This is a genomic window from Alteromonas sp. KUL150, from assembly GCF_009811475.1.
In the GTDB taxonomy this organism is placed as follows: Bacteria; Pseudomonadota; Gammaproteobacteria; order Enterobacterales; family Alteromonadaceae; genus Alteromonas; species Alteromonas gracilis.
Map to the genome: position 1 here is coordinate 88,177 of NZ_BLIJ01000069.1, position 17,469 is coordinate 105,645.

The window sequence follows — 17,469 nt, forward strand, 5'->3', positions numbered from 1 at the left end:
GACAACGTAATGAACCAGTTAGACACAAAATTTGGCGAATTTGGTGGCATGTACGTGCCCGAATTACTTATTCCAGCATTGGATCAGTTGGAAAAAGCGTTCTTAGATGCCAAAGACGATCCAAGTTTTAACGAAGAGTTTTTATCACTGCTAAAAGATTATGCAGGCCGCCCTACGTCGATGACGTTAACACGGAACCTTGTTAGCAACCCAAAAGTGAAACTTTATCTTAAGCGTGAAGATCTACTTCACGGTGGCGCCCACAAAACCAACCAGGTATTGGGTCAAGCGCTACTTACCAAGCGCATGGGTAAAAAAGAAGTTATTGCTGAAACGGGTGCTGGCCAACATGGTGTTGCAACTGCACTAGCGTGTGCCTTACTTGGTCTTAAAGCGCGCATTTACATGGGTGCGAAAGACGTAGAGCGTCAAGCGCCGAATGTTTTTCGAATGAAATTAATGGGTGCTGAGGTTATTCCCGTGAATGCCGGGTCTGGCACGCTTAAAGATGCGGTAAATGAAGCCATGCGTGACTGGTCTGCAAACTATGATACTGCACATTACCTTTTAGGTACTGCAGCAGGCCCTCACCCTTTCCCGACCATTGTTCGTGAATATCATCGTATGATTGGTGAAGAAACGCGCGCACAAATCATGGAAAAAGAGGGCCGCTTGCCTGACGCCGTAGTTGCGTGCGTTGGTGGTGGGTCAAATGCAATCGGTATGTTTGCAGACTTCATCGATGAACCATCTGTTCGATTAGTGGGCGTTGAGCCTGCCGGAAAAGGCGTTCACACCAAAGAGCATGGTGCCACCATAGTTACGGGTACAAAAGGTATTCTTCACGGCGCTTATACCTTCATCATGCAGGACAAAGAAGGTCAAATTGAAGAGAGCTATTCCGTATCGGCGGGGCTCGACTATCCAGCTGTTGGTCCTCAGCATGCCTACCTGCACGACATTGGACGCGCTGAATATGTGGCTGCAACCGATGAAGAAGCGTTGAATGCATTCCAGCTTCTAGCGCGAAAAGAAGGGATTATTCCAGCATTAGAATCATCACATGCTCTTGCACACGCGCTCAACATGGCTGACGAAGCTGACGAGGAAACGATTATTGTAGTTAACTTGTCGGGCCGTGGTGATAAAGACTTAGCGCACGTTATCAACATTTTAGGGGAAGATTTATAATGGATAGATATGCACAAATGTTTGCTGGCCTTGAGGAAAAGAACCAAGGCGCATTCGTACCCTTTGTAATGGTTGGCGACCCGGACTTAGAGCAATCTGAAGCCATTATTTGTCAACTAGTAGAAAGCGGCGCAGACGCGCTAGAGCTAGGTATTCCGTATTCAGACCCGATAGCCGATGGTCCGACTATTCAAGCCTCGGCTATCCGCGCTCTTAAAGGCAAGGTTACCGTAGCAGATTGCTTAGAAGTAATTTCGCGAGTACGCGCAAAATACCCAGAAGTACCCATTGGGCTGCTTTTATACAGCAACTTGGTAATGGCACAGGGTGTTGAAAACTTTTACAGCAAAGCGCAAGCGGCAGGCGTCGACTCGATACTAGTGGCAGACGTGCCAATCCGCGAAGCTGCACCGTTTCAAAAGGCTGCTGAGGCGACAAACATCTCACAAATTTTAATTGCTCCACCGAATGCAACTGACGAAACCATGGAAAAGATTGGCGAATACTCAAAAGGTTATACCTATCTACTTGGTCGTGCTGGCGTCACAGGTGCAGAGACCGCAGCAAATATTCCAGCATCTGAACTTATCGAACGTTTGAATAAGCACAAAGCTGCTCCGGCACTGCTAGGGTTTGGTATTTCTACACCAGAGCAGGTTAAATCTGCCATTGATGCTGGCGCTGCCGGTGCAATTTCTGGCTCGGCAACAGTAAATATTATCGCGGCTAACTTGTCGGACAGTCATAAAATGCTAAGCGAGCTCGGCAGCTTTGTTGAAAGCATGAAAGCTGCAACGGCCAAAGGATAAGCGCATGCTATATATGATTTGTGCCACCGATGTGGCGGAGAGTTTAGAAAAGCGCTTAGCTGCGCGACCTGCACACCTTGAACGTTTAAATGCTTTGAAAGATGCGGGACGTCTGGTTATGGCTGGGCCTTTCCCAGCTGTTGACAGCCCAGACCCGGGGCCGGCTGGATTTACAGGCTCACTTGTAGTAGCAGAGTTTGACTCGTTAGAGGATGCACAAACGTGGGCAGACGCCGATCCGTATATTGAGGCCGGTGTTTATGAAAGCGTTATAGTGAAACCGTACAAAAAAGTTTTGCCTTAGCTTTTGGCCTAGAGTTTTTGATTTTATAAATAGCAAAAGCCCCAAAAAATCGGATAACTCCGAATTTCTGGGGCTTTTTCTTTGTAAAGTTCATTCAAGTTAGTTTTGAACTCGTTTTGGACAGACACTTGTTTTGAAGCGTGAATATAAATTTGTGGTCCAAGCCTGATTACTAAGCCGAATATAAGTTAACTATAGACAGACACTTAAGTGATCTATTCAATTGAGTCAGCATCGCTATAGGTCAAACGCAAGCTGCAAGCAAGCTTACCTTTACAAATCTACTTTCTCGTGCGCCCCCATTTCCTCAGGCTTTACTGTTTTTCCGGTAAGCATTTTAAACATACCTTTGAGCGACGGATCAGCGTCCCACACTTCAGCGTCTGTAAGTTCGAAACGAAGCATCAGTAGAGAAGGGTCATCTTTACCTTGCTCGAACCACGCTTCAACGGGATTTGACCAGTATTTGTCTATTATCTCTTTACGCGATTCAACGGTAAGCGTTCCACGAATACAGGCAAATACATCATGCCCTTTAGATGCAAAATGCACCATTGCCTTTCCGCCTTTAGCAATGCGATTGTCTCTAGAGGTATAAAACCAAAATTCACCATCAGCCTCTTTACCAAGCTGTGCATACATTGGCTCGGCATGCATATCTTCGCCTATCAAAGTAACCATGACTTTTGGGCTGTCTGACATTGCTTTCCACATTGTTTTCTTGATATCACTAGACATTGTTTCTCCTTAAAAGATAAAAGTAGAGGTTGATACCTGAAAAGTACTTCGGTACGAGTCAACCTAACGCATACTTCTATTCCATTTGTGAATACTCGGTGAATAGATTCACGCACATGTCATGCCAATGCTCTAAGCCTCGATCGCTATTTTGTAGAGCTTCGAACTTTCGTAACTGGCAAACTGGTTACCTCCCCGCATTAACACGCTCCTTCTAAGCCTGTACACATTTAATGATTACCGCTCAAACTACTGCAATCTGGAGCCAGTCCAATTTTGATGCACCTACTGTAGGAATAGAGTTGCGATTAGTCTTCCGATAACCACTATGGACAGACACTTTTTTGCAATACGTGAGTAAAATTTACTCTGTGTTCTTGGGAGAAGTCGTCATGGCCACAGTCTGCGTAATTATGGACAGACACTTACTTCATTGATCGGACGGGTTGTTATGGAAATCTCGGTAAATCGTAAACAGAGAAATCGTGGACAGACACTCTTATTAAGTCAGTTTTAAAGGTTATTTTGAAAATGCTCCTACTTTTATTGTCAATCAAGTGTGTGTCCTAAACTTTCACTGCTCAAATTTCTGTCCAAATTTTTCGAATGAAATTTTTTAACCTCTAACCTTTTTGAGTGTCTGTCCGTTTTTTCTTGCGTCTTTTCTTGGTGCGTAAGTAACTGATGCGTTATATACAGTTTTTGCTTGGCAAGGTAGACTTGACCTAATTCAGAATAGATTCAGTTTACCAAGTTATACTTATCTGTAGTTTGGCCTGAGTAGGACAATTATTGTGAGGGTGTATGACATTATCGCTTCGAATTTTGGTGTTTTGTGCAGCGTTAGCACTGTCAAGCATTGCCCCCGCTATGGCGTTACAAAGTTCAGGCGGTGATATCTCTAAAAGTGAGGCCGCGGAGCGTGCACGTATAGCAGCAGATGGTCGTGTTTTAAAAGTTGAACAAACCTCGCAGAACTACCGGGTTAAAGTTTTGAAGAAGTCTGGTCGCGTTGTATCAGTCGAAGTCGACAAACGCTCAGGTAAGGTCAAACAAAGTAAAGGTAAGGATTAATATGCGTATTCTCGTAGCTGAAGATGATAGCCGACTATTGACCCAACTTGACGCTTTATTGCAGCAAAACGGTTATAGCGTTGACTTGGCAGATAATGGTGAACACGCGCTATTTCTTATAAAAGAATATAGCTATGACCTTGCCATTGTTGATATAGGAATGCCAAAGCTTGACGGGTTTGAGGTTATCAAAAAAGCGCGTCAAGCCGACATTTCATGCCCTATTCTAATATTAACTGCAAGAGATCGGTGGCAGGAGAAAGTTGAAGGTTTGGATGCAGGTGCCGACGACTACCTCACCAAGCCATTTCATAATGAAGAATTACTGGCCAGAGCCAAGGCGTTAATCAGGCGGGCCTCAGGACAAGCCAACCCGACGATACAATTTGGTCCTATTGCTTTAGATACAGTAAGTGAAGAGCTATCGCTGAATGGGCAAGCACTGGACTTAACGGCATACGAGTATAAAGTGATGGAATACTTGATGCTAAACCCCAATAAAGTTATTTCAAAAACTGAACTTACTGAACACATCTACGATCAAGACTTTGATCTAGACAGTAACGTGATTGAAGTGTTTATCGGTAGGTTGCGTAAAAAGCTCGATCCTTCGGGCGATTTGAAGCCGATTGAAACCCTAAGAGGTAGGGGCTATCGGATAAATAAAAATTTATGAGACAATTGTCACTTCGCCTGCGAAGCATCTTTTTCGCGGTTATTATTTTGGCATTTTTTGCGCCATTCACTGTTATCATTCTTGACGAAGCCTACACTGAAAGCCTGACACAAGCCAAAATGAGCGAACTTAGATTAATGAATTTAGGTTTGCTTTCTGCATTTGAGTTGGATGGTGACCAACCTTACATGCCTGAAATCCTTTACGAGGAACAATTAAATCTACCAGGTTCAGGATACCTCGGAGTTATCGTATTTCGAGACGAAGTCATCTGGCAGTCAGCTTCTGCCCTCGAATACACCTTTTCATCACCAGAAATAGAAGTCGCGGTAGGAAACGAGCTATTTTTGGAGTCATTCACGCCAGCATTTAAAGAAAACGCTTCGTACTTTGTCTACGCTTTTACCGCAGAATTTGCTTCTAGCAGAGACTTTGAGCCAGTGCGATTTTATATCTTTAATGACAAGGCCCTTTTCGAAAGCGAGCGTCGTACTTTTATAAATACCACGTGGCAGTGGATATTCACACTCTGCTTCGTGCTTCTCGTTTTTATTATTGTTGGTGTAAGCGTAGTACTGCTGCCCGTAAGAAAGCTAATTGCTGAAATATCTCAAACAGCCAATGGTGTTAAACCACAGCTAAATTCACGCTATCCTGTGGAATTTGACTCATTGAAGCAATCTATCAATGGTCTACTTCAAAGTGAAGCGGCACAAAGAGCGAGGTATAAAAATAGCTTGGGCGATTTGGCCCATAGTTTAAAAACCCCGCTGGCTGTTGCCTCTGGCAACCCTGAGCTTCCGACTGAGGTGGATGAAGCGTTAAAACAGATTGACCGAATAATTAAGCGGCAGCTCAAAAGAGCCAGTGCAGGAAAGTCTGGCTGGCAAAAAGCCGTTCCGATTACACCGGTTCTACACAAACTTGCCGATGCGATGGATAAAGTCTATCAAGAAAAAGCACTTAACATTGAGTTTGACGTTGACGAAAACATTGCATTTAAAGGAGACGAAACCGATCTTATGGAGCTTTGTGGCAACCTTCTGGATAACGCATGTAAAGCAGCGAAACGAAATGTCATAGTTTACGGCGAGATAAATGCTGAGTGGCTTATTTTAAAAGTGGATGATGACGGGCCAGGGATCCCCGACGATAAAAAAGCATTTCTTTTAGAGCGAGGAGCACGCTTAGACACATACGCTGAAGGACATGGTATCGGTATGGCGCTAGCTGCCGATTTAGTTTCTATTTACGAAGGAAGAATGCACATAGAGGATAGTACTCTCGGTGGCGCAAGCATCATTGTTGAATTCCCAAAACACGGTTAACATCGAGCTAAGATGTCCATCGCATAAGTTTCTTCAATTTAGGGCGCTATTCAATCGAAAAAAATTAGGGACAGACACTTAGTCTCATAAGATGTGTCTGTCCAATCTAACCAGTCAAAAAAATGCTGTGGCTGTCCATTTTAGGCAAGCTTATCAACGCTCCCTAAATTGTTGCTTAAATCACTTCCACATCAGCGCAAAAGAAAAGAAGTGTCTGTCCTCTATTAACCAACAAAAATACCACGTTTATGATGAGGCTTTTTGGCCTTCACTCGACAGTAGTACAGCCAACCACTTACTCTCTTCTCGTGACTCAAGAGCGATTTTCACAACCATTGTCAACGGGACTGATAAAAGCATACCAACCGTTCCTAATAGCCATCCCCAAAAAATAAGCGAGAGAAATACGACAAGAGTCGACAACCCCATGCCTTTGCCCATTAACTTTGGCTCTACCATATTTCCCATTATAGTATTAACTAGCACAAAGCCTAATGCGGCAAACCCCGCCGACGCAGGCCCTAATTGAACAAAGGCGATGAGTACTGCTGGAACTGCGGCAATGATTGAGCCTATGTTAGGGATAAAGTTCAGCATGAAGGCCAATACAGCCCATAGCATGAAGTGGTCTACTCCCATTACGTATAACCACGTACCTATAATTAAGCCTGTCCCAAGGCTTACCACTGTTTTTATTGCTAGATAACTATTTACAGACCTAATGAACTTATCAATATGCTGAAGTTTCATACCAGGGTCAGCTAGGGCAATATGTAAACGACGAGGTATGCTATCTGCTTCAAAAAGCATAAATATCACGGTAAGCAGTATCAAAAATAGGTTTGAGAGCACGCCCCCCATACCACTTATAAAGTTTGTTGCGACTGACATGGCCGTTGCAGGGTCCAAATGAGAAGCAATGAGCTCTCTATTGATATGAATATTGAATTCAGCGAGCTTGGCGACCACCCATGCAAATTCAGAATCGAGCTTGCTTCTGTATTCGGGAAGGTTCTCGCGAAATTCAGTCATTGACTGCCCTACTAGGCCAGCCAAAAGAAAACCAAATACCACTATGAGCAGTATAACAAAGGTAATCGAGAGCCATTTCGGCACGCCAAATTTAGAGGTCCAGCGAATTATTGGACTACAAGCTATGGCAATAAAAATAGATAAAAAGAAAGGTACCATAATTGTACTAGCGGCTTTAACGCCTGCCATTACAACCACTAAGCATGCTAAAACGATAAGAATCTTTGCTGTTGGCGAGCGTAGTTCCATTGACATATTGTGCTACATTCCTGACTGAAACGACTACACTTTACAACGACTTATAGACAACTACAAACAAGAGACTCCAATGAATTTTAATCTTGCCACTATAAAAATTAAAAACCTAAGACTACGTACTTACATTGGCATCAATGAAGATGAGATAAAAAACAAACAAGACGTTGTTGTCAATGTAAAAATTGACTACGACGCCGAAAAAGCTACCAATACCGACGATATGTCCGATGCTTTAAACTATAAGACCATTACAAAGGCAATTATTAAGCTAGTTGAGGACAATCGATTTTCACTTTTAGAAAAATTAACAGCTGATGTGTTAAGTATCGCGGCTGAGCATTCATCAGTGCGTTACGCAGAGGTGGAAGTTGATAAACCCCACGCATTGAGGTTTTCTGACTCAGTTTCTTTAACGCTTTCATGCAATAAATCTGAATAGACTTATCCTCTAAGGAGCGTGTGTTGAACATATTAATGACTGGCGGCACCGGACTAATTGGCAGTGAGTTTATTCGACAATTTACGGATGAACATACATTTACTGTCGTTTCCCGAAATATTGCTAAAGCAAAAAAGTTATTGGGGAACGACGTTAAGTATGTGGAAAGTGTTGCCGCTTTGCAAAACTTCGATACGTTTGATGCAGTAATAAACTTAGCGGGTGAACCGATTGCTGATAAACGATGGACAGACACGCAAAAAAAGAAAATTTGCGACAGCCGCTGGAACATAACTGCTGAATTGGTTTCAAAAATTAACGACAGCACTTCCCCTCCTGAAGTCTTTATATCGGGCTCAGCTATCGGCTTTTACGGAAACCAAGGAGATAGGGTTGTTTCTGAGGATACGCCTCCTCACAACGAATTCACTCATGAGTTGTGTGCGAAATGGGAGGCAATAGCTAACAGCGTTGTTCAAGAAAACACTCGTGTAGTGACACTTAGAACAGGGGTTGTTTTAACCGAAAAGGGAGGTGCGCTAGACAAAATGGCTTTGCCTTTCAAGTTAGGTACAGGCGGAACATTGGGCTCTGGCAGACAGTATTTAGCTTGGATCCACCTTCAAGACATGGTTCAAGGAATTTCATTCTTACTTAATAACAGCTCATGTAGAGGCGCTTTTAATCTGACCGCTCCAGTTCCTGTGACGAATAAAGAATTTTCAAAGTCACTTGCAAAAGCACTAAAGCGGCCTTGTCTATTCAACGTGCCTAGCTTTGTGATGAAATTAGCCATGGGAGAATCGTCAACAATGATTTTAGAAGGCCAGCGAGTTATCCCTGAAAAACTAGTTGCTGCAGGATACAAGTTTACATTCCCTTCTCTAACAGAGGCGTTAAGCGACATTTATTAGTGCTACACCGCGCTAATCCAGTAATAGTTCTCTCATTATGGACAGACACTTCATTGTAACAAAATGTCTGTCCAATTTGCTTCTCCGATATTCTCCTAGTCTAGCTCTACCGCTAACGCCAGCTATCCTTCCCAAAGAGGTTTTTCAACTTTTATTATAAAACCGAACGGCTCTCGGAAATCACGATAAGACTATTGACAGGGAAACTATGGACAGACACTTACCCCTGGTCATTTTAAAACGACAGAACTTTTGGAGCAGCTGACAAAAGATAACAATGGACAGACACCCATGGATTTAAAGTGTCTGTCCACAATATTTATTCACAATATTTATTTTCTTAAACCATATTACGAAGCATTTGACTGGTATTTAATTTCAGTAACCTCCAGCACCCCACGGCACCTAAAATACCAACCACTACAGCACCTACCGCCGGGGCTATAACCCAATATTCAGGGTGAAGACTAGCCTGCATCTGGAATACTGAGGTTTGGAGTAGGTATAGACTCAATTCATTCGCCATGGCTGCCATAAAGCCAGCAACTACACCAATGATCACGAATTCGAAGATGACGCTTTTTCGAATTAGTCTACCCTTCGCGCCTAGAGTCCGTAATATCGCAATTTCCTGACTTCGCTCATCCATACTTGCCTGAACCTGAGCAATTAAAACCAAGCTTCCCGCAAGTAAAACGAGTACCAGAATAAACTCAACGGCCACAGAGACTTGGTCAACAATCTCTCTCAATTGGTTTATCCGCGCATCAACATCAAACATAGTGATTGACGCAAAAGGCTTCAGAAGATTAGTCAATTCAGCTTTTCTTTCAGTGGGTAAATAGAAACTAGTGATATAAGTTGGACTGAATGCCGCCATTGCATCCGGATGTATTACAAAAAAGAAGTTTGGCTGCATAGTTTGCCAATTAACCTTACGCAAGCTCGTTACCTTCGTTTCAACTATCTCGCTCCCTACGTTAAACGTAAGCCTGTCGCCCATCTGAATATTCAAACGTTCCGCAACGCCCTCTTCAACAGAGACGGGAAACAAGCCGTCGGCAAACGTCTCATCGCTATCGCCATGCCATTCACCTTCTATAACTTCGTTTTCTTTTTGCAGCGTATTGCTCCAGGTAAGGTTTGCTTCTCGACCTAGTCCTCTACGCCCTTCTCTGTTAGGCTCATCCTCTTTAGATACGTCGGTATTGACTCCTTCTCCGTTAACGGAAACGAAACGCCCTCTTATAACTGGATAAAATTCCTCTATCTTCACTCCGTTGTCAGAAAAGTGTCTGTCCAATTTTGGTTGGATATCAGGTGTGATATTGATCAAAAAGTAATTAGGTGTCCCCTCTGGCAACTGTGAACGCCATTGCGAAACCATGTCATTTCGCATCACCAAGACCACGAGTAGCAACATGATTGTGACCGAGAAACTGATGAGTTGAACACTGTTATCCATAGCGCGACGCTTAATTCGGGCCCAAGCTAATTGCCATGGCCCCATTTTTCCGCTGCCAAGTTTCCGTCCCACCGCTATTAATCCAAACGTAGCACCGAGCAAACTAAGCACCAACGCAGAGCCAGATACAAACAAAATTGCGCTGATTTTTAGATCCTGACTATACATCCACATTAGCGTAAAAATAGCGCCACCTGATGCAGCAAACTGAATACCTCTTGAGCGTAAATTGGTAGAAATATCCTTACGTAACACGCGAAGCGGAGGCACCGAAAATAGCTGTAGCAGTGGGTACAAGGAAAACAAAAGGGCGCAAGTAGCCCCCGTTGCAACAGCAATTACCAGCGGCCGCCAGTGCCAGACGTCAAGAGAAACATCAACTTTGTCTGCTACAAGTGAAACCACGATTTGCTGACCTATAAATCCAATCACCAAACCAATTAAAATCCCGAGAGCCGTAATCAATAAAATTTGATACAGATAAATTTTGCGAATAGTTGCACTCGTTGCGCCAAGTGTTTTCATTATTGCTACGGGGTCAAAGTGACGTTGCGCATAACGCTGGGCAGCAACGGCTATTGACACCGCAGCTAAGACGATTGCCAGTAGACTGGCTAAAAGGAAGTAACGCTCAGCACTTGCCACTGAACGACCTATCGCTGATTCATCGTCTTCAACCGTACGCCATGAATGCAGGTCATCATTTAACTTCGGTAACAGCCAGCTGTTAAAATTACTAATATCACTCGCGTCACCAGCAAAAAATCCTACGTAACGCGCCCTACTTCCTGGCCCTGTAACCGCTGTTTTTTCTAAATCTGCAAGGTTTATGAGTGCGATAGGATCAGTATTGAATACACTGAAGCCTGCATCAGGAATATCTACCAGCACCCTAGTAACGGTAAAGTTTCCGTCTCCAATTTCGATGCGGTCACCGATAGATAAGCCAAGACTTTGAAATAGCCGGGATTGAACCCAAGCCTCTCCGCTTTGCGGCAATTCTGAAGTGTCGCGTTTCTCGCCAAAAGGCTCATCAGTAATATTTACCGTTCCCTTCAATGGGTACGTGCTATTAACTGCTCGCAAGTCCACTAGCGACATTGCATCGCCGTTAAACACCATCGAGCGAGTTGATACCTGTTTCGCTGTTGATAAACCGTCTTGTTGCGCTTTGAGAAACCATTCCTCATCGAGCGGTTCATCTGATCGAAGTTGTGCGTCAGCCGCGATAAATGCCGCTGAGCGAGATTTGAGCGCATCCTGCAGTCGTTCACTAAAAAGTGATAGAGATAAAACAGCAGCTACCGATAATACAATGGCCAACAAGATGATAGTAAGTTCACCCCGTCTAGCCTCATGTTTAAAAAGCCGCCAGGCCAAGCTGAAAGACGTCGACATTTACACCGCCTCTTTCTTGTTCGCAATTTTACTTTGCGTTGTTTCTACAAGTTCGCCTGCATTCATGGTTAACTGTCTATCGCAATGTTCAGCAAGTTCATTATCATGAGTGACCAATACTAGTGTGGTCCCCTTTTCTCTATTCATTTGGAAGAGCAACGCCTCTATTTTCTCACTGTTTTTAGCATCTAAATTTCCTGTAGGTTCATCAGCGAAAAGGATTTTCGGCGAGGTGATAAAAGCACGAGCAATCGCGACCCTTTGTTGCTCCCCTCCTGATAACTGATTTGGAAAGTGATGGGCACGATGTTTAAGCCCAACCTGCTCTAAAATATCAATAGCAAGCGCTTTAGGGTTGTCAAGCCCAGCAATTTCCGCTGGCAACATCACATTCTCTAGCGCAGTAAGACTTTGAACCAGCATAAAGCTTTGAAAAATAAACCCTACTTTATTCCCCCTAAGTACCGCTCGTTCTTCTTCATCCATATTATGAAGCGCTTCGTTATCTAGGAAGATTTCTCCCTCTGAAACTTGATCTAGCCCGGCTAACAACCCCAATAAGGTTGATTTTCCAGAACCTGACGCGCCGATAACGGCAACTGACTCACCTGACTTGACTTCAAAAGAAATTGGGCGAAGGATCTGCAACGAACCTTCACTCGTATTTACTACTTTAGTTACTGAATTAGCTTTTATCATAAGGGGTCATCAATTCGTGTTAGTTAAGTTTCGTAATTTGTTCGTTTTTTTACTTATTCTTTTAATACCTTGCCACGCGTTATCAGATCAAGCTGAGCAGGACGATTCAGGTGAAAATGCGGTATTACTCATCTTAGGTGACAGCTTATCCGCAGCATATGGCTTACAGCAACATGAGGGATGGGTCAGTTTGTTACAAAACATGTGGCATGACGATGAGATTAAGATTGATATCGTAAACGCTGCGGTAAGTGGTGAAACGACTGATGGTGGATTAGCGCGTCTTCCTCGCTTGTTAAATCAGCATAATCCTTCCCACGTTCTAATCGAATTAGGTGGAAACGATGGTCTTCAGGGTCACAATATCGCCAAAATAAAAAACAATCTAAATGCGTTAGTTGAAGTTGCTAAAGAAAGCAACGCAACCGTTTATCTTCAAGAAATGCAGATCCCCTCAAACTATGGTGGTCGATATACGAAAATGTTTACAGAGAATTACGAAAAAGTTGCTAGCGAAAACAACGTTGAGAAAATACCATTTTTTCTTCAAGAGATAGCTTTGGATAAAGACTTAATGCAAAACGATGGTATTCATCCAAATGCAAGTGCTCAGCCCTTAATAGCAACATTTATGGACAGACACTTAAGAAGTTTAATACTCGATGGTCAATAATTGTGCTACCCTATAAACTTAGAATTCATCTCGTGAGGTTCGGTTATGGACGTATCTTCAGTCAATTCAACGCCAGTTTCGACAATTTTGGAGTCTAGCCAACAAACTCCACAGCAGAACGCAACTAGAAGCGAACAAGAAACTCCCACAACGCAGCCGGAAAACACGCAACAAGCGGCAACTACACCCGACAGTCGCGTGGGGTCAAGAATTAACGTTGTCGTTTGACCGCTAAATTCTGACCAATAAAGAGCTGAGCTCAATATTGGTATATAAATCCCGAAGCGAATCTGAGAGGCAGACCTTGCTCTTATCGATATTATTTAATTGGACACACACTCAACTTGAAGAGGCCACACATCTAGTGTTTACAATAAGTGTCTGTCCAATGTTTTAATTTAAGCCTAACAACTTTTATTTTCCCTTATCCTTTCTCAAAAAGTTTCGTAGGTAATACCGTTCAATTTATACCGCTTATTTAAAACTGTCCCAAAGACCACTTAAATTTCATTTCTTACATTTCATAATGCAATGTAAATAACTTTGGGATACGGATATGCCTTTACCTAGATATAAACAAATTAATACTGATGTTACGCCTTTTTATCACTGTATCTCCCGCTGTGTGAGGCAATCCTATCTTTGCGGACGAGACTCTCGTACGGGTATCAGTTACGAACACAGAAGAAAGTGGATACAAGATAGACTGCATAATCTCTCACAGGCTTTCGCTATAGATTTATGTGCCTACGCGGTTATGCACAATCATGTGCACTTAGTCCTTCACGTAGCGAAAGGGAGAGCCGATAAATGGTCGATGGAGGAAGTACTGTTGCGCTGGAGGATGTTTTATAAATGTCCCCCCTTAGTACAGCGATATTTCAATGAAATCGATTCGATAAAACCTAATGAAATGCTTGAGTTAAAATCGCTTTCAGTAATCTACAGAGAACGTTTGCAAAGCATCAGTTGGTTCATGCGAATGTTAAATGAATATATAGCCAGAAAAGCAAACAAGGAAGATAGCTGTAAGGGATATTTCTGGGAAAGACGCTTTAGATCCCAAGCAATACTTGATGAAAAAGCATTGGCCAGCGTTATGGCTTACGTAGATTTAAACCCTATACGCGCTAACATAGCCAATACACTCAATAGTTCTCACTTTACAAGTATCCAATATCGATTGAATGCACAACGTTCAAACAAAGTGCCAAAGTTCCTAATGCCTTTTAATGATAAACGCATAGATGGAAAAGTAGCGTTACCTTTCGACTTTCCAGACTACCTTCAGCTTCTTAACAACACGTTAAAGCAGGAGAATTCGAAAATTAAACAAGATCTCCCCCAGTTTCCAAGCCGACTACTTACAAAAATCGGCATGACGAGAGAGAATTGGCGAATGGTAACGAGCAATTTCGAAACACTTTTCACTGGCCCAGTCGGATGCCCTGAGCTTATGGATAATTTTGCCAATTGCTGCGAAAGAGGATGTCGACCGAACGTATCGAACGCTCAAAAGTATTTATCTTGAATTAATGCGACGATCTAAACCTATATATCGGCTTGACGGGCTAATACATCCACAATATCTTGAGATTTTGTCAGGCGCCTAATGTCATTGAATAAGACGTCTGCTTCTGGATATTGTCTTTTTAAATAGCCGCACCACTGCTTTATACGATTGGGGTAATATTTTCCCTTATCGCCGAATATTTCATAACCCGAGTATTGTATGAGCAAAGCTGCTAGCTCTGCCCATGGCATAGGTGCTTTATCACCTTTAATGCAGAGCGCTAGATTCGGCATAGCCAAAGCGCCTCGACCTATCATAAGGTTAGTGCACCCAGATTCGTCTTGGCATCGTTTCGCATCTGCTGAATTCCATATTTCACCGTTTGCCACGAGCGGAATATCAGTGTGTTGTTTAATTTTTGCAATCCAATCCCAGTAAGCAGGTGGTTTGTAGCCTTCTGTTTTTGTTCTTGCATGCACTACTAGTTCAGAAGCTCCAGCTTCCGTGATTGCTACAGCATTATCGATAGCTAACGACTTATCTTCAAAACCTAGCCTGATTTTAGCCGATACAGGAATATCTGAAGGAACAGCATCTCTCACTGCTTTCACAATGTTGTAAAGTGTTTGAGTTTCTTTGAGTAAAACGGCGCCGCCCTTGCTTTTATTCACTGTTTTAGCTGGGCAACCAAAGTTAAGATCAACGCCAGGAGAGCCCAGCTCTACTGCGGTTTGGGCATTTTCAGCAAGCCATTCTGGGTGCTGACCTAATAACTGAACTCTTACAGGAATTCCAGATGGCGTTTTTCCACCATTGTAAAGTTCGGGACAAAGTCTATAGAAGGTTTTTTTAGGCAGCTTTTGGTCAACGACCCTAACAAACTCAGTAACACATTGGTCGAAGCCACCCACGCGAGTCAGCATATCTCTCATCAAGTGATCTACAACGCCCTCCATGGGGGCAAGCATTACTTTCATTATGTATTTCTCGAACTGCTAAAACAAAAAATTGGCGCGGGAGTGTATCAAAAAGCGACAATGCCAGCCAGGCTTTGGTGTTTTGTTTCGCAACTTATATGACTGTCCGGTTATCGCGCGGTTATCGCGCAGACTAACCGCCATACTGAGCATATGAGGTGGTTGTTTGATCTCTGTTGAAATAAGCTAAGCTAATCAACCTTGAGTGGCTGTCCAACGGTCAATATTAAGTGTCTGTCTGATTATCCACTTACGCCATGAAACTGAAGACAGCTTTGCATTTAGTCAAAAACGGTAGTTAACTCGGCCTAGTCTTTTCTAGACTCGCTAGCCGAACGAATACAGCCTGCTTTTGATTTTCAGTGTATGTCCGCCAGTTTGTGATTTCTTCAATAGTGCGTTTACAGCCAGCACAAATATCGTCATCAGTTAGTTTGCAGAGAGCTTTACATGGAGATTCTAAATTCATAATACATTGGTTTTATCAAAATCATCTTTTTTACTGTTTGACCGAGTAGCCTCAATAACCGCTAGCGTATTGGCTGAGAGCTCTTTGTTGGACCACAAACAAACGTGACAACCAAAACGAGAATCGAGATACGACGTAAATTCAGTGTCTGTCCCACATTCATGTCTCACTAAATTTTGCTTTTTACCGTCGTAAATAACCGCTGAATACGTAAACACAAAGAGCCTCCTAAAAAAGAGGCTCAAATATACATCTAGACGTCTAAACGTTCAAGCGGCTAAATTAAATAATCGAGTGCTGCACAAATGGCACTTACCTGGGCGTCATTACAGTTTTCAGGTGTTGCATTATCACTATCAGGATAAACTTCTGTCGTTGTTACATACAGGGCATCTGTCATGCCCCCGCAAAGGTACAACGCCTTCTTGTCATAGCAAATTACACCTTCACTCACCACATCTGCACCTATAATCTTTCCGTTATCATCTGCTGGTGCGATATGTGTTACTTTTCTCACAGCATCAATCACAGCTTTTTGGAACTCTATTTGTGGACTTGGAGTGTTAGCAACCGTATAGAAACCATCTGGAATGTTCCAGTTGTCATGGGTTACCCCATCCCTCGCAGCCAATGCTGGTCTAAACTCGCTGTTATCCGTGTCTGTCGTTTCATGTAAATCAATATGAAGCGATAGAGATAACGCTAAATCAGATGCTAATTGCATAAGTTGAGCAGACTCTGGTGCAGGAGAGTCACTGTAAAACGAGCGATTTGGATCCAATGCTAACGGATTCCATCTGTTTATTGTTTCATATCCCCAAGGACTCACACATGGTACAACTATAATGTTTACTTGATCTGCATACTTTGACAGCTTAGTTTCAATAAACTGAAGTGCGCCTTGCACACCACTTGTTTCATAGCCGTGCACACCGCCTGTAACAAGCGCAGATGGCTTTTTAGCGTCAATATTCTTGGGGATTACGGCATATAGTGGATAGCGCGCAGTATCGTAAGGCAGCGCGCCATACTGCTTTAACTCAAACCCTTCAGGGATAATATTAAAAAGTTTATTAAGTACTTCTTCTTGATAGCTTCTTTTCACAGCCTGCTGTGCTTTCCATTGGGCTTTTTCTTCTTCGCCCCATGGCTCACCCGGAGTTCCAATTGTATAATTCTGCATATAGCACCTCTTTAGTAATTTAGAGATCATATCAGTTAGACGGGCGTGAGTATCTATCCCACTAAAGATTCATAAATGTTTATGACATGAGTTCTTTACGCATCAAATCTTAATAATAGTTTTCGATTAAACGTGTTGACCGTCCCTTGATAAGAATTTCCAAATTCTACAAAAGAGGTTGTTGTAAACATTGGCTTGGTGGCTTAGGAAAGGAAAGACGAGTGTCTGTCCATAAAATATTGCTTCTTGGCAAAAAGGAATAAATGTCTGTCCATTGCGTTTTAGAGGACAGAAACAAAAAAACCAGCCAAAAGGCTGGTTTTTTGATA

20 protein-coding genes are annotated in these 17,469 nt (G+C 42.9%); 11 read left to right on the forward strand and 9 right to left on the reverse strand.

All coding sequences use genetic code 11. From position 1 onward, the window contains the following. Positions 1 to 9: 9 nt before the first annotated feature. From trpB to GVO62_RS16775, 3 genes are read left to right on the forward strand one after another with little or no spacing between them, the layout of a single operon-like run. On the forward strand, positions 10 to 1,191 hold the full coding sequence (gene trpB / locus GVO62_RS16765) for a tryptophan synthase subunit beta (protein WP_159120226.1): 1,182 nt from the start codon (positions 10 to 12) through the stop codon (positions 1,189 to 1,191). Next, on the forward strand, positions 1,191 to 2,000 hold the full coding sequence (gene trpA / locus GVO62_RS16770; RefSeq protein WP_159120227.1) for a tryptophan synthase subunit alpha: 810 nt from the start codon (positions 1,191 to 1,193) through the stop codon (positions 1,998 to 2,000). Before trpB ends, trpA begins: the two co-directional genes overlap by 1 nt. Positions 2,001 to 2,004: 4 nt before the next feature. Beyond that, positions 2,005 to 2,304 (forward strand): YciI family protein, encoded by a 300-nt coding sequence (locus GVO62_RS16775; RefSeq protein ID WP_159120228.1) that lies wholly within the window; start codon positions 2,005 to 2,007, stop codon positions 2,302 to 2,304. A 273-nt stretch (positions 2,305 to 2,577) separates the two neighbouring features. Here the strand turns inward: GVO62_RS16775 and GVO62_RS16780 are convergent, their stop codons facing one another. After that, the gene (locus GVO62_RS16780) at positions 2,578 to 3,042 is read right to left on the reverse strand and encodes a pyridoxamine 5'-phosphate oxidase family protein (RefSeq protein WP_159120229.1); all 465 of its coding nucleotides are present in this window, start codon (positions 3,040 to 3,042) and stop codon (positions 2,578 to 2,580) included. Between the two features lie 804 nt (positions 3,043 to 3,846). Between GVO62_RS16780 and GVO62_RS16785 the strand changes: the two genes are divergently transcribed. The 3 genes from GVO62_RS16785 to GVO62_RS16795 are packed head-to-tail and all read left to right on the forward strand — an operon-like array spanning position 3,847 to position 6,120. Next, positions 3,847 to 4,116 carry a PepSY domain-containing protein gene (locus tag GVO62_RS16785; RefSeq protein ID WP_105931968.1) on the forward strand — a complete coding sequence of 90 codons (270 nt, stop codon included), beginning with the start codon at positions 3,847 to 3,849 and terminating at the stop codon, positions 4,114 to 4,116. A 1-nt stretch (position 4,117) separates the two neighbouring features. After that, the gene (locus GVO62_RS16790) at positions 4,118 to 4,792 is read left to right on the forward strand and encodes a response regulator transcription factor (RefSeq protein ID WP_159120230.1); all 675 of its coding nucleotides are present in this window, start codon (positions 4,118 to 4,120) and stop codon (positions 4,790 to 4,792) included. Beyond that, complete coding sequence (locus GVO62_RS16795) at positions 4,789 to 6,120, forward strand: ATP-binding protein (protein WP_159120231.1); 1,332 nt, start codon at positions 4,789 to 4,791, stop codon at positions 6,118 to 6,120. The genes GVO62_RS16790 and GVO62_RS16795 overlap by 4 nt, the downstream gene beginning before the upstream one ends. 246 nt (positions 6,121 to 6,366) lie before the next feature. Here GVO62_RS16795 and GVO62_RS16800 read toward each other — a convergent pair whose 3' ends face one another. Beyond that, positions 6,367 to 7,407: an AI-2E family transporter gene (locus tag GVO62_RS16800; RefSeq protein WP_105931965.1), complete on the reverse strand. Its 1,041-nt coding sequence runs from the start codon at positions 7,405 to 7,407 to the stop codon at positions 6,367 to 6,369. A 73-nt stretch (positions 7,408 to 7,480) separates the two neighbouring features. Between GVO62_RS16800 and folX the strand changes: the two genes are divergently transcribed. Then, positions 7,481 to 7,849 carry a dihydroneopterin triphosphate 2'-epimerase gene (folX, locus tag GVO62_RS16805; protein ID WP_105931964.1) on the forward strand — a complete coding sequence of 123 codons (369 nt, stop codon included), beginning with the start codon at positions 7,481 to 7,483 and terminating at the stop codon, positions 7,847 to 7,849. 23 nt (positions 7,850 to 7,872) lie between these two features. Further along, positions 7,873 to 8,763, forward strand: a complete 891-nt coding sequence (locus GVO62_RS16810; protein ID WP_159120232.1) for a TIGR01777 family oxidoreductase — start codon at positions 7,873 to 7,875, stop codon at positions 8,761 to 8,763. 340 nt (positions 8,764 to 9,103) lie between these two features. On the opposite strand, the gene GVO62_RS16815 is transcribed toward GVO62_RS16810, so the two are convergent. Continuing rightward, complete coding sequence (locus GVO62_RS16815; RefSeq protein ID WP_159120233.1) at positions 9,104 to 11,626, reverse strand: ABC transporter permease; 2,523 nt, start codon at positions 11,624 to 11,626, stop codon at positions 9,104 to 9,106. Further along, complete coding sequence (locus GVO62_RS16820; protein ID WP_159120234.1) at positions 11,627 to 12,325, reverse strand: ABC transporter ATP-binding protein; 699 nt, start codon at positions 12,323 to 12,325, stop codon at positions 11,627 to 11,629. 16 nt (positions 12,326 to 12,341) lie between these two features. On the opposite strand from GVO62_RS16820, the gene GVO62_RS16825 reads away from it, so the two are divergent. From GVO62_RS16825 to GVO62_RS16835, 3 genes are all read left to right on the forward strand, one after another. Next, the gene (locus GVO62_RS16825) at positions 12,342 to 12,998 is read left to right on the forward strand and encodes an arylesterase (RefSeq protein ID WP_159120235.1); all 657 of its coding nucleotides are present in this window, start codon (positions 12,342 to 12,344) and stop codon (positions 12,996 to 12,998) included. 45 nt (positions 12,999 to 13,043) lie between these two features. Then, on the forward strand, positions 13,044 to 13,226 hold the full coding sequence (locus tag GVO62_RS16830; RefSeq protein WP_159120236.1) for a hypothetical protein: 183 nt from the start codon (positions 13,044 to 13,046) through the stop codon (positions 13,224 to 13,226). A gap of 328 nt (positions 13,227 to 13,554) precedes the next feature. Next, positions 13,555 to 14,529, forward strand: a complete 975-nt coding sequence (locus GVO62_RS16835; protein ID WP_159120237.1) for a transposase — start codon at positions 13,555 to 13,557, stop codon at positions 14,527 to 14,529. Between the two features lie 20 nt (positions 14,530 to 14,549). On the opposite strand, the gene dusC is transcribed toward GVO62_RS16835, so the two are convergent. The 5 genes from dusC to GVO62_RS19530 all read right to left on the reverse strand — a co-directional run. Next, positions 14,550 to 15,488, reverse strand: coding sequence for a tRNA dihydrouridine(16) synthase DusC (dusC, locus tag GVO62_RS16840; RefSeq protein WP_159120238.1), 939 nt, complete (start codon positions 15,486 to 15,488; stop codon positions 14,550 to 14,552). A 298-nt stretch (positions 15,489 to 15,786) separates the two neighbouring features. Next, positions 15,787 to 15,957 carry a DUF1289 domain-containing protein gene (locus GVO62_RS16845; RefSeq protein WP_159120239.1) on the reverse strand — a complete coding sequence of 57 codons (171 nt, stop codon included), beginning with the start codon at positions 15,955 to 15,957 and terminating at the stop codon, positions 15,787 to 15,789. Next, the gene (locus GVO62_RS16850) at positions 15,954 to 16,175 is read right to left on the reverse strand and encodes a hypothetical protein (protein ID WP_159120240.1); all 222 of its coding nucleotides are present in this window, start codon (positions 16,173 to 16,175) and stop codon (positions 15,954 to 15,956) included. The genes GVO62_RS16845 and GVO62_RS16850 overlap by 4 nt, the downstream gene beginning before the upstream one ends. Before the next feature lie 59 nt (positions 16,176 to 16,234). Beyond that, positions 16,235 to 17,140: a M14 family metallopeptidase gene (locus tag GVO62_RS16855; RefSeq protein WP_159120241.1), complete on the reverse strand. Its 906-nt coding sequence runs from the start codon at positions 17,138 to 17,140 to the stop codon at positions 16,235 to 16,237. 126 nt (positions 17,141 to 17,266) lie between these two features. Then, positions 17,267 to 17,469: hypothetical protein (locus GVO62_RS19530; RefSeq protein WP_236547214.1), on the reverse strand; the 203-nt coding region annotated here is incomplete at its 5' end.

What these genes read in the sequence shown, in the direction of transcription:
- trpB (WP_159120226.1), top strand. Translation starts at nt 10, where the DNA reads ATGAACCAGTTAGACACAAAATTTGGCGAATTTGGTGGCATGTACGTG.
- trpA (WP_159120227.1), top strand. Translation starts at nt 1,191, where the DNA reads ATGGATAGATATGCACAAATGTTTGCTGGCCTTGAGGAAAAGAACCAA.
- GVO62_RS16775 (WP_159120228.1), top strand. Translation starts at nt 2,005, where the DNA reads ATGCTATATATGATTTGTGCCACCGATGTGGCGGAGAGTTTAGAAAAG.
- GVO62_RS16780 (WP_159120229.1), bottom strand. Translation starts at nt 3,042, where the DNA reads ATGTCTAGTGATATCAAGAAAACAATGTGGAAAGCAATGTCAGACAGC.
- GVO62_RS16785 (WP_105931968.1), top strand. Translation starts at nt 3,847, where the DNA reads ATGACATTATCGCTTCGAATTTTGGTGTTTTGTGCAGCGTTAGCACTG.
- GVO62_RS16790 (WP_159120230.1), top strand. Translation starts at nt 4,118, where the DNA reads ATGCGTATTCTCGTAGCTGAAGATGATAGCCGACTATTGACCCAACTT.
- GVO62_RS16795 (WP_159120231.1), top strand. Translation starts at nt 4,789, where the DNA reads ATGAGACAATTGTCACTTCGCCTGCGAAGCATCTTTTTCGCGGTTATT.
- GVO62_RS16800 (WP_105931965.1), bottom strand. Translation starts at nt 7,407, where the DNA reads ATGTCAATGGAACTACGCTCGCCAACAGCAAAGATTCTTATCGTTTTA.
- folX (WP_105931964.1), top strand. Translation starts at nt 7,481, where the DNA reads ATGAATTTTAATCTTGCCACTATAAAAATTAAAAACCTAAGACTACGT.
- GVO62_RS16815 (WP_159120233.1), bottom strand. Translation starts at nt 11,626, where the DNA reads ATGTCGACGTCTTTCAGCTTGGCCTGGCGGCTTTTTAAACATGAGGCT.
- GVO62_RS16820 (WP_159120234.1), bottom strand. Translation starts at nt 12,325, where the DNA reads ATGATAAAAGCTAATTCAGTAACTAAAGTAGTAAATACGAGTGAAGGT.
- GVO62_RS16830 (WP_159120236.1), top strand. Translation starts at nt 13,044, where the DNA reads ATGGACGTATCTTCAGTCAATTCAACGCCAGTTTCGACAATTTTGGAG.
- GVO62_RS16835 (WP_159120237.1), top strand. Translation starts at nt 13,555, where the DNA reads ATGCCTTTACCTAGATATAAACAAATTAATACTGATGTTACGCCTTTT.
- dusC (WP_159120238.1), bottom strand. Translation starts at nt 15,488, where the DNA reads ATGAAAGTAATGCTTGCCCCCATGGAGGGCGTTGTAGATCACTTGATG.
- GVO62_RS16845 (WP_159120239.1), bottom strand. Translation starts at nt 15,957, where the DNA reads ATGAATTTAGAATCTCCATGTAAAGCTCTCTGCAAACTAACTGATGAC.
- GVO62_RS16855 (WP_159120241.1), bottom strand. Translation starts at nt 17,140, where the DNA reads ATGCAGAATTATACAATTGGAACTCCGGGTGAGCCATGGGGCGAAGAA.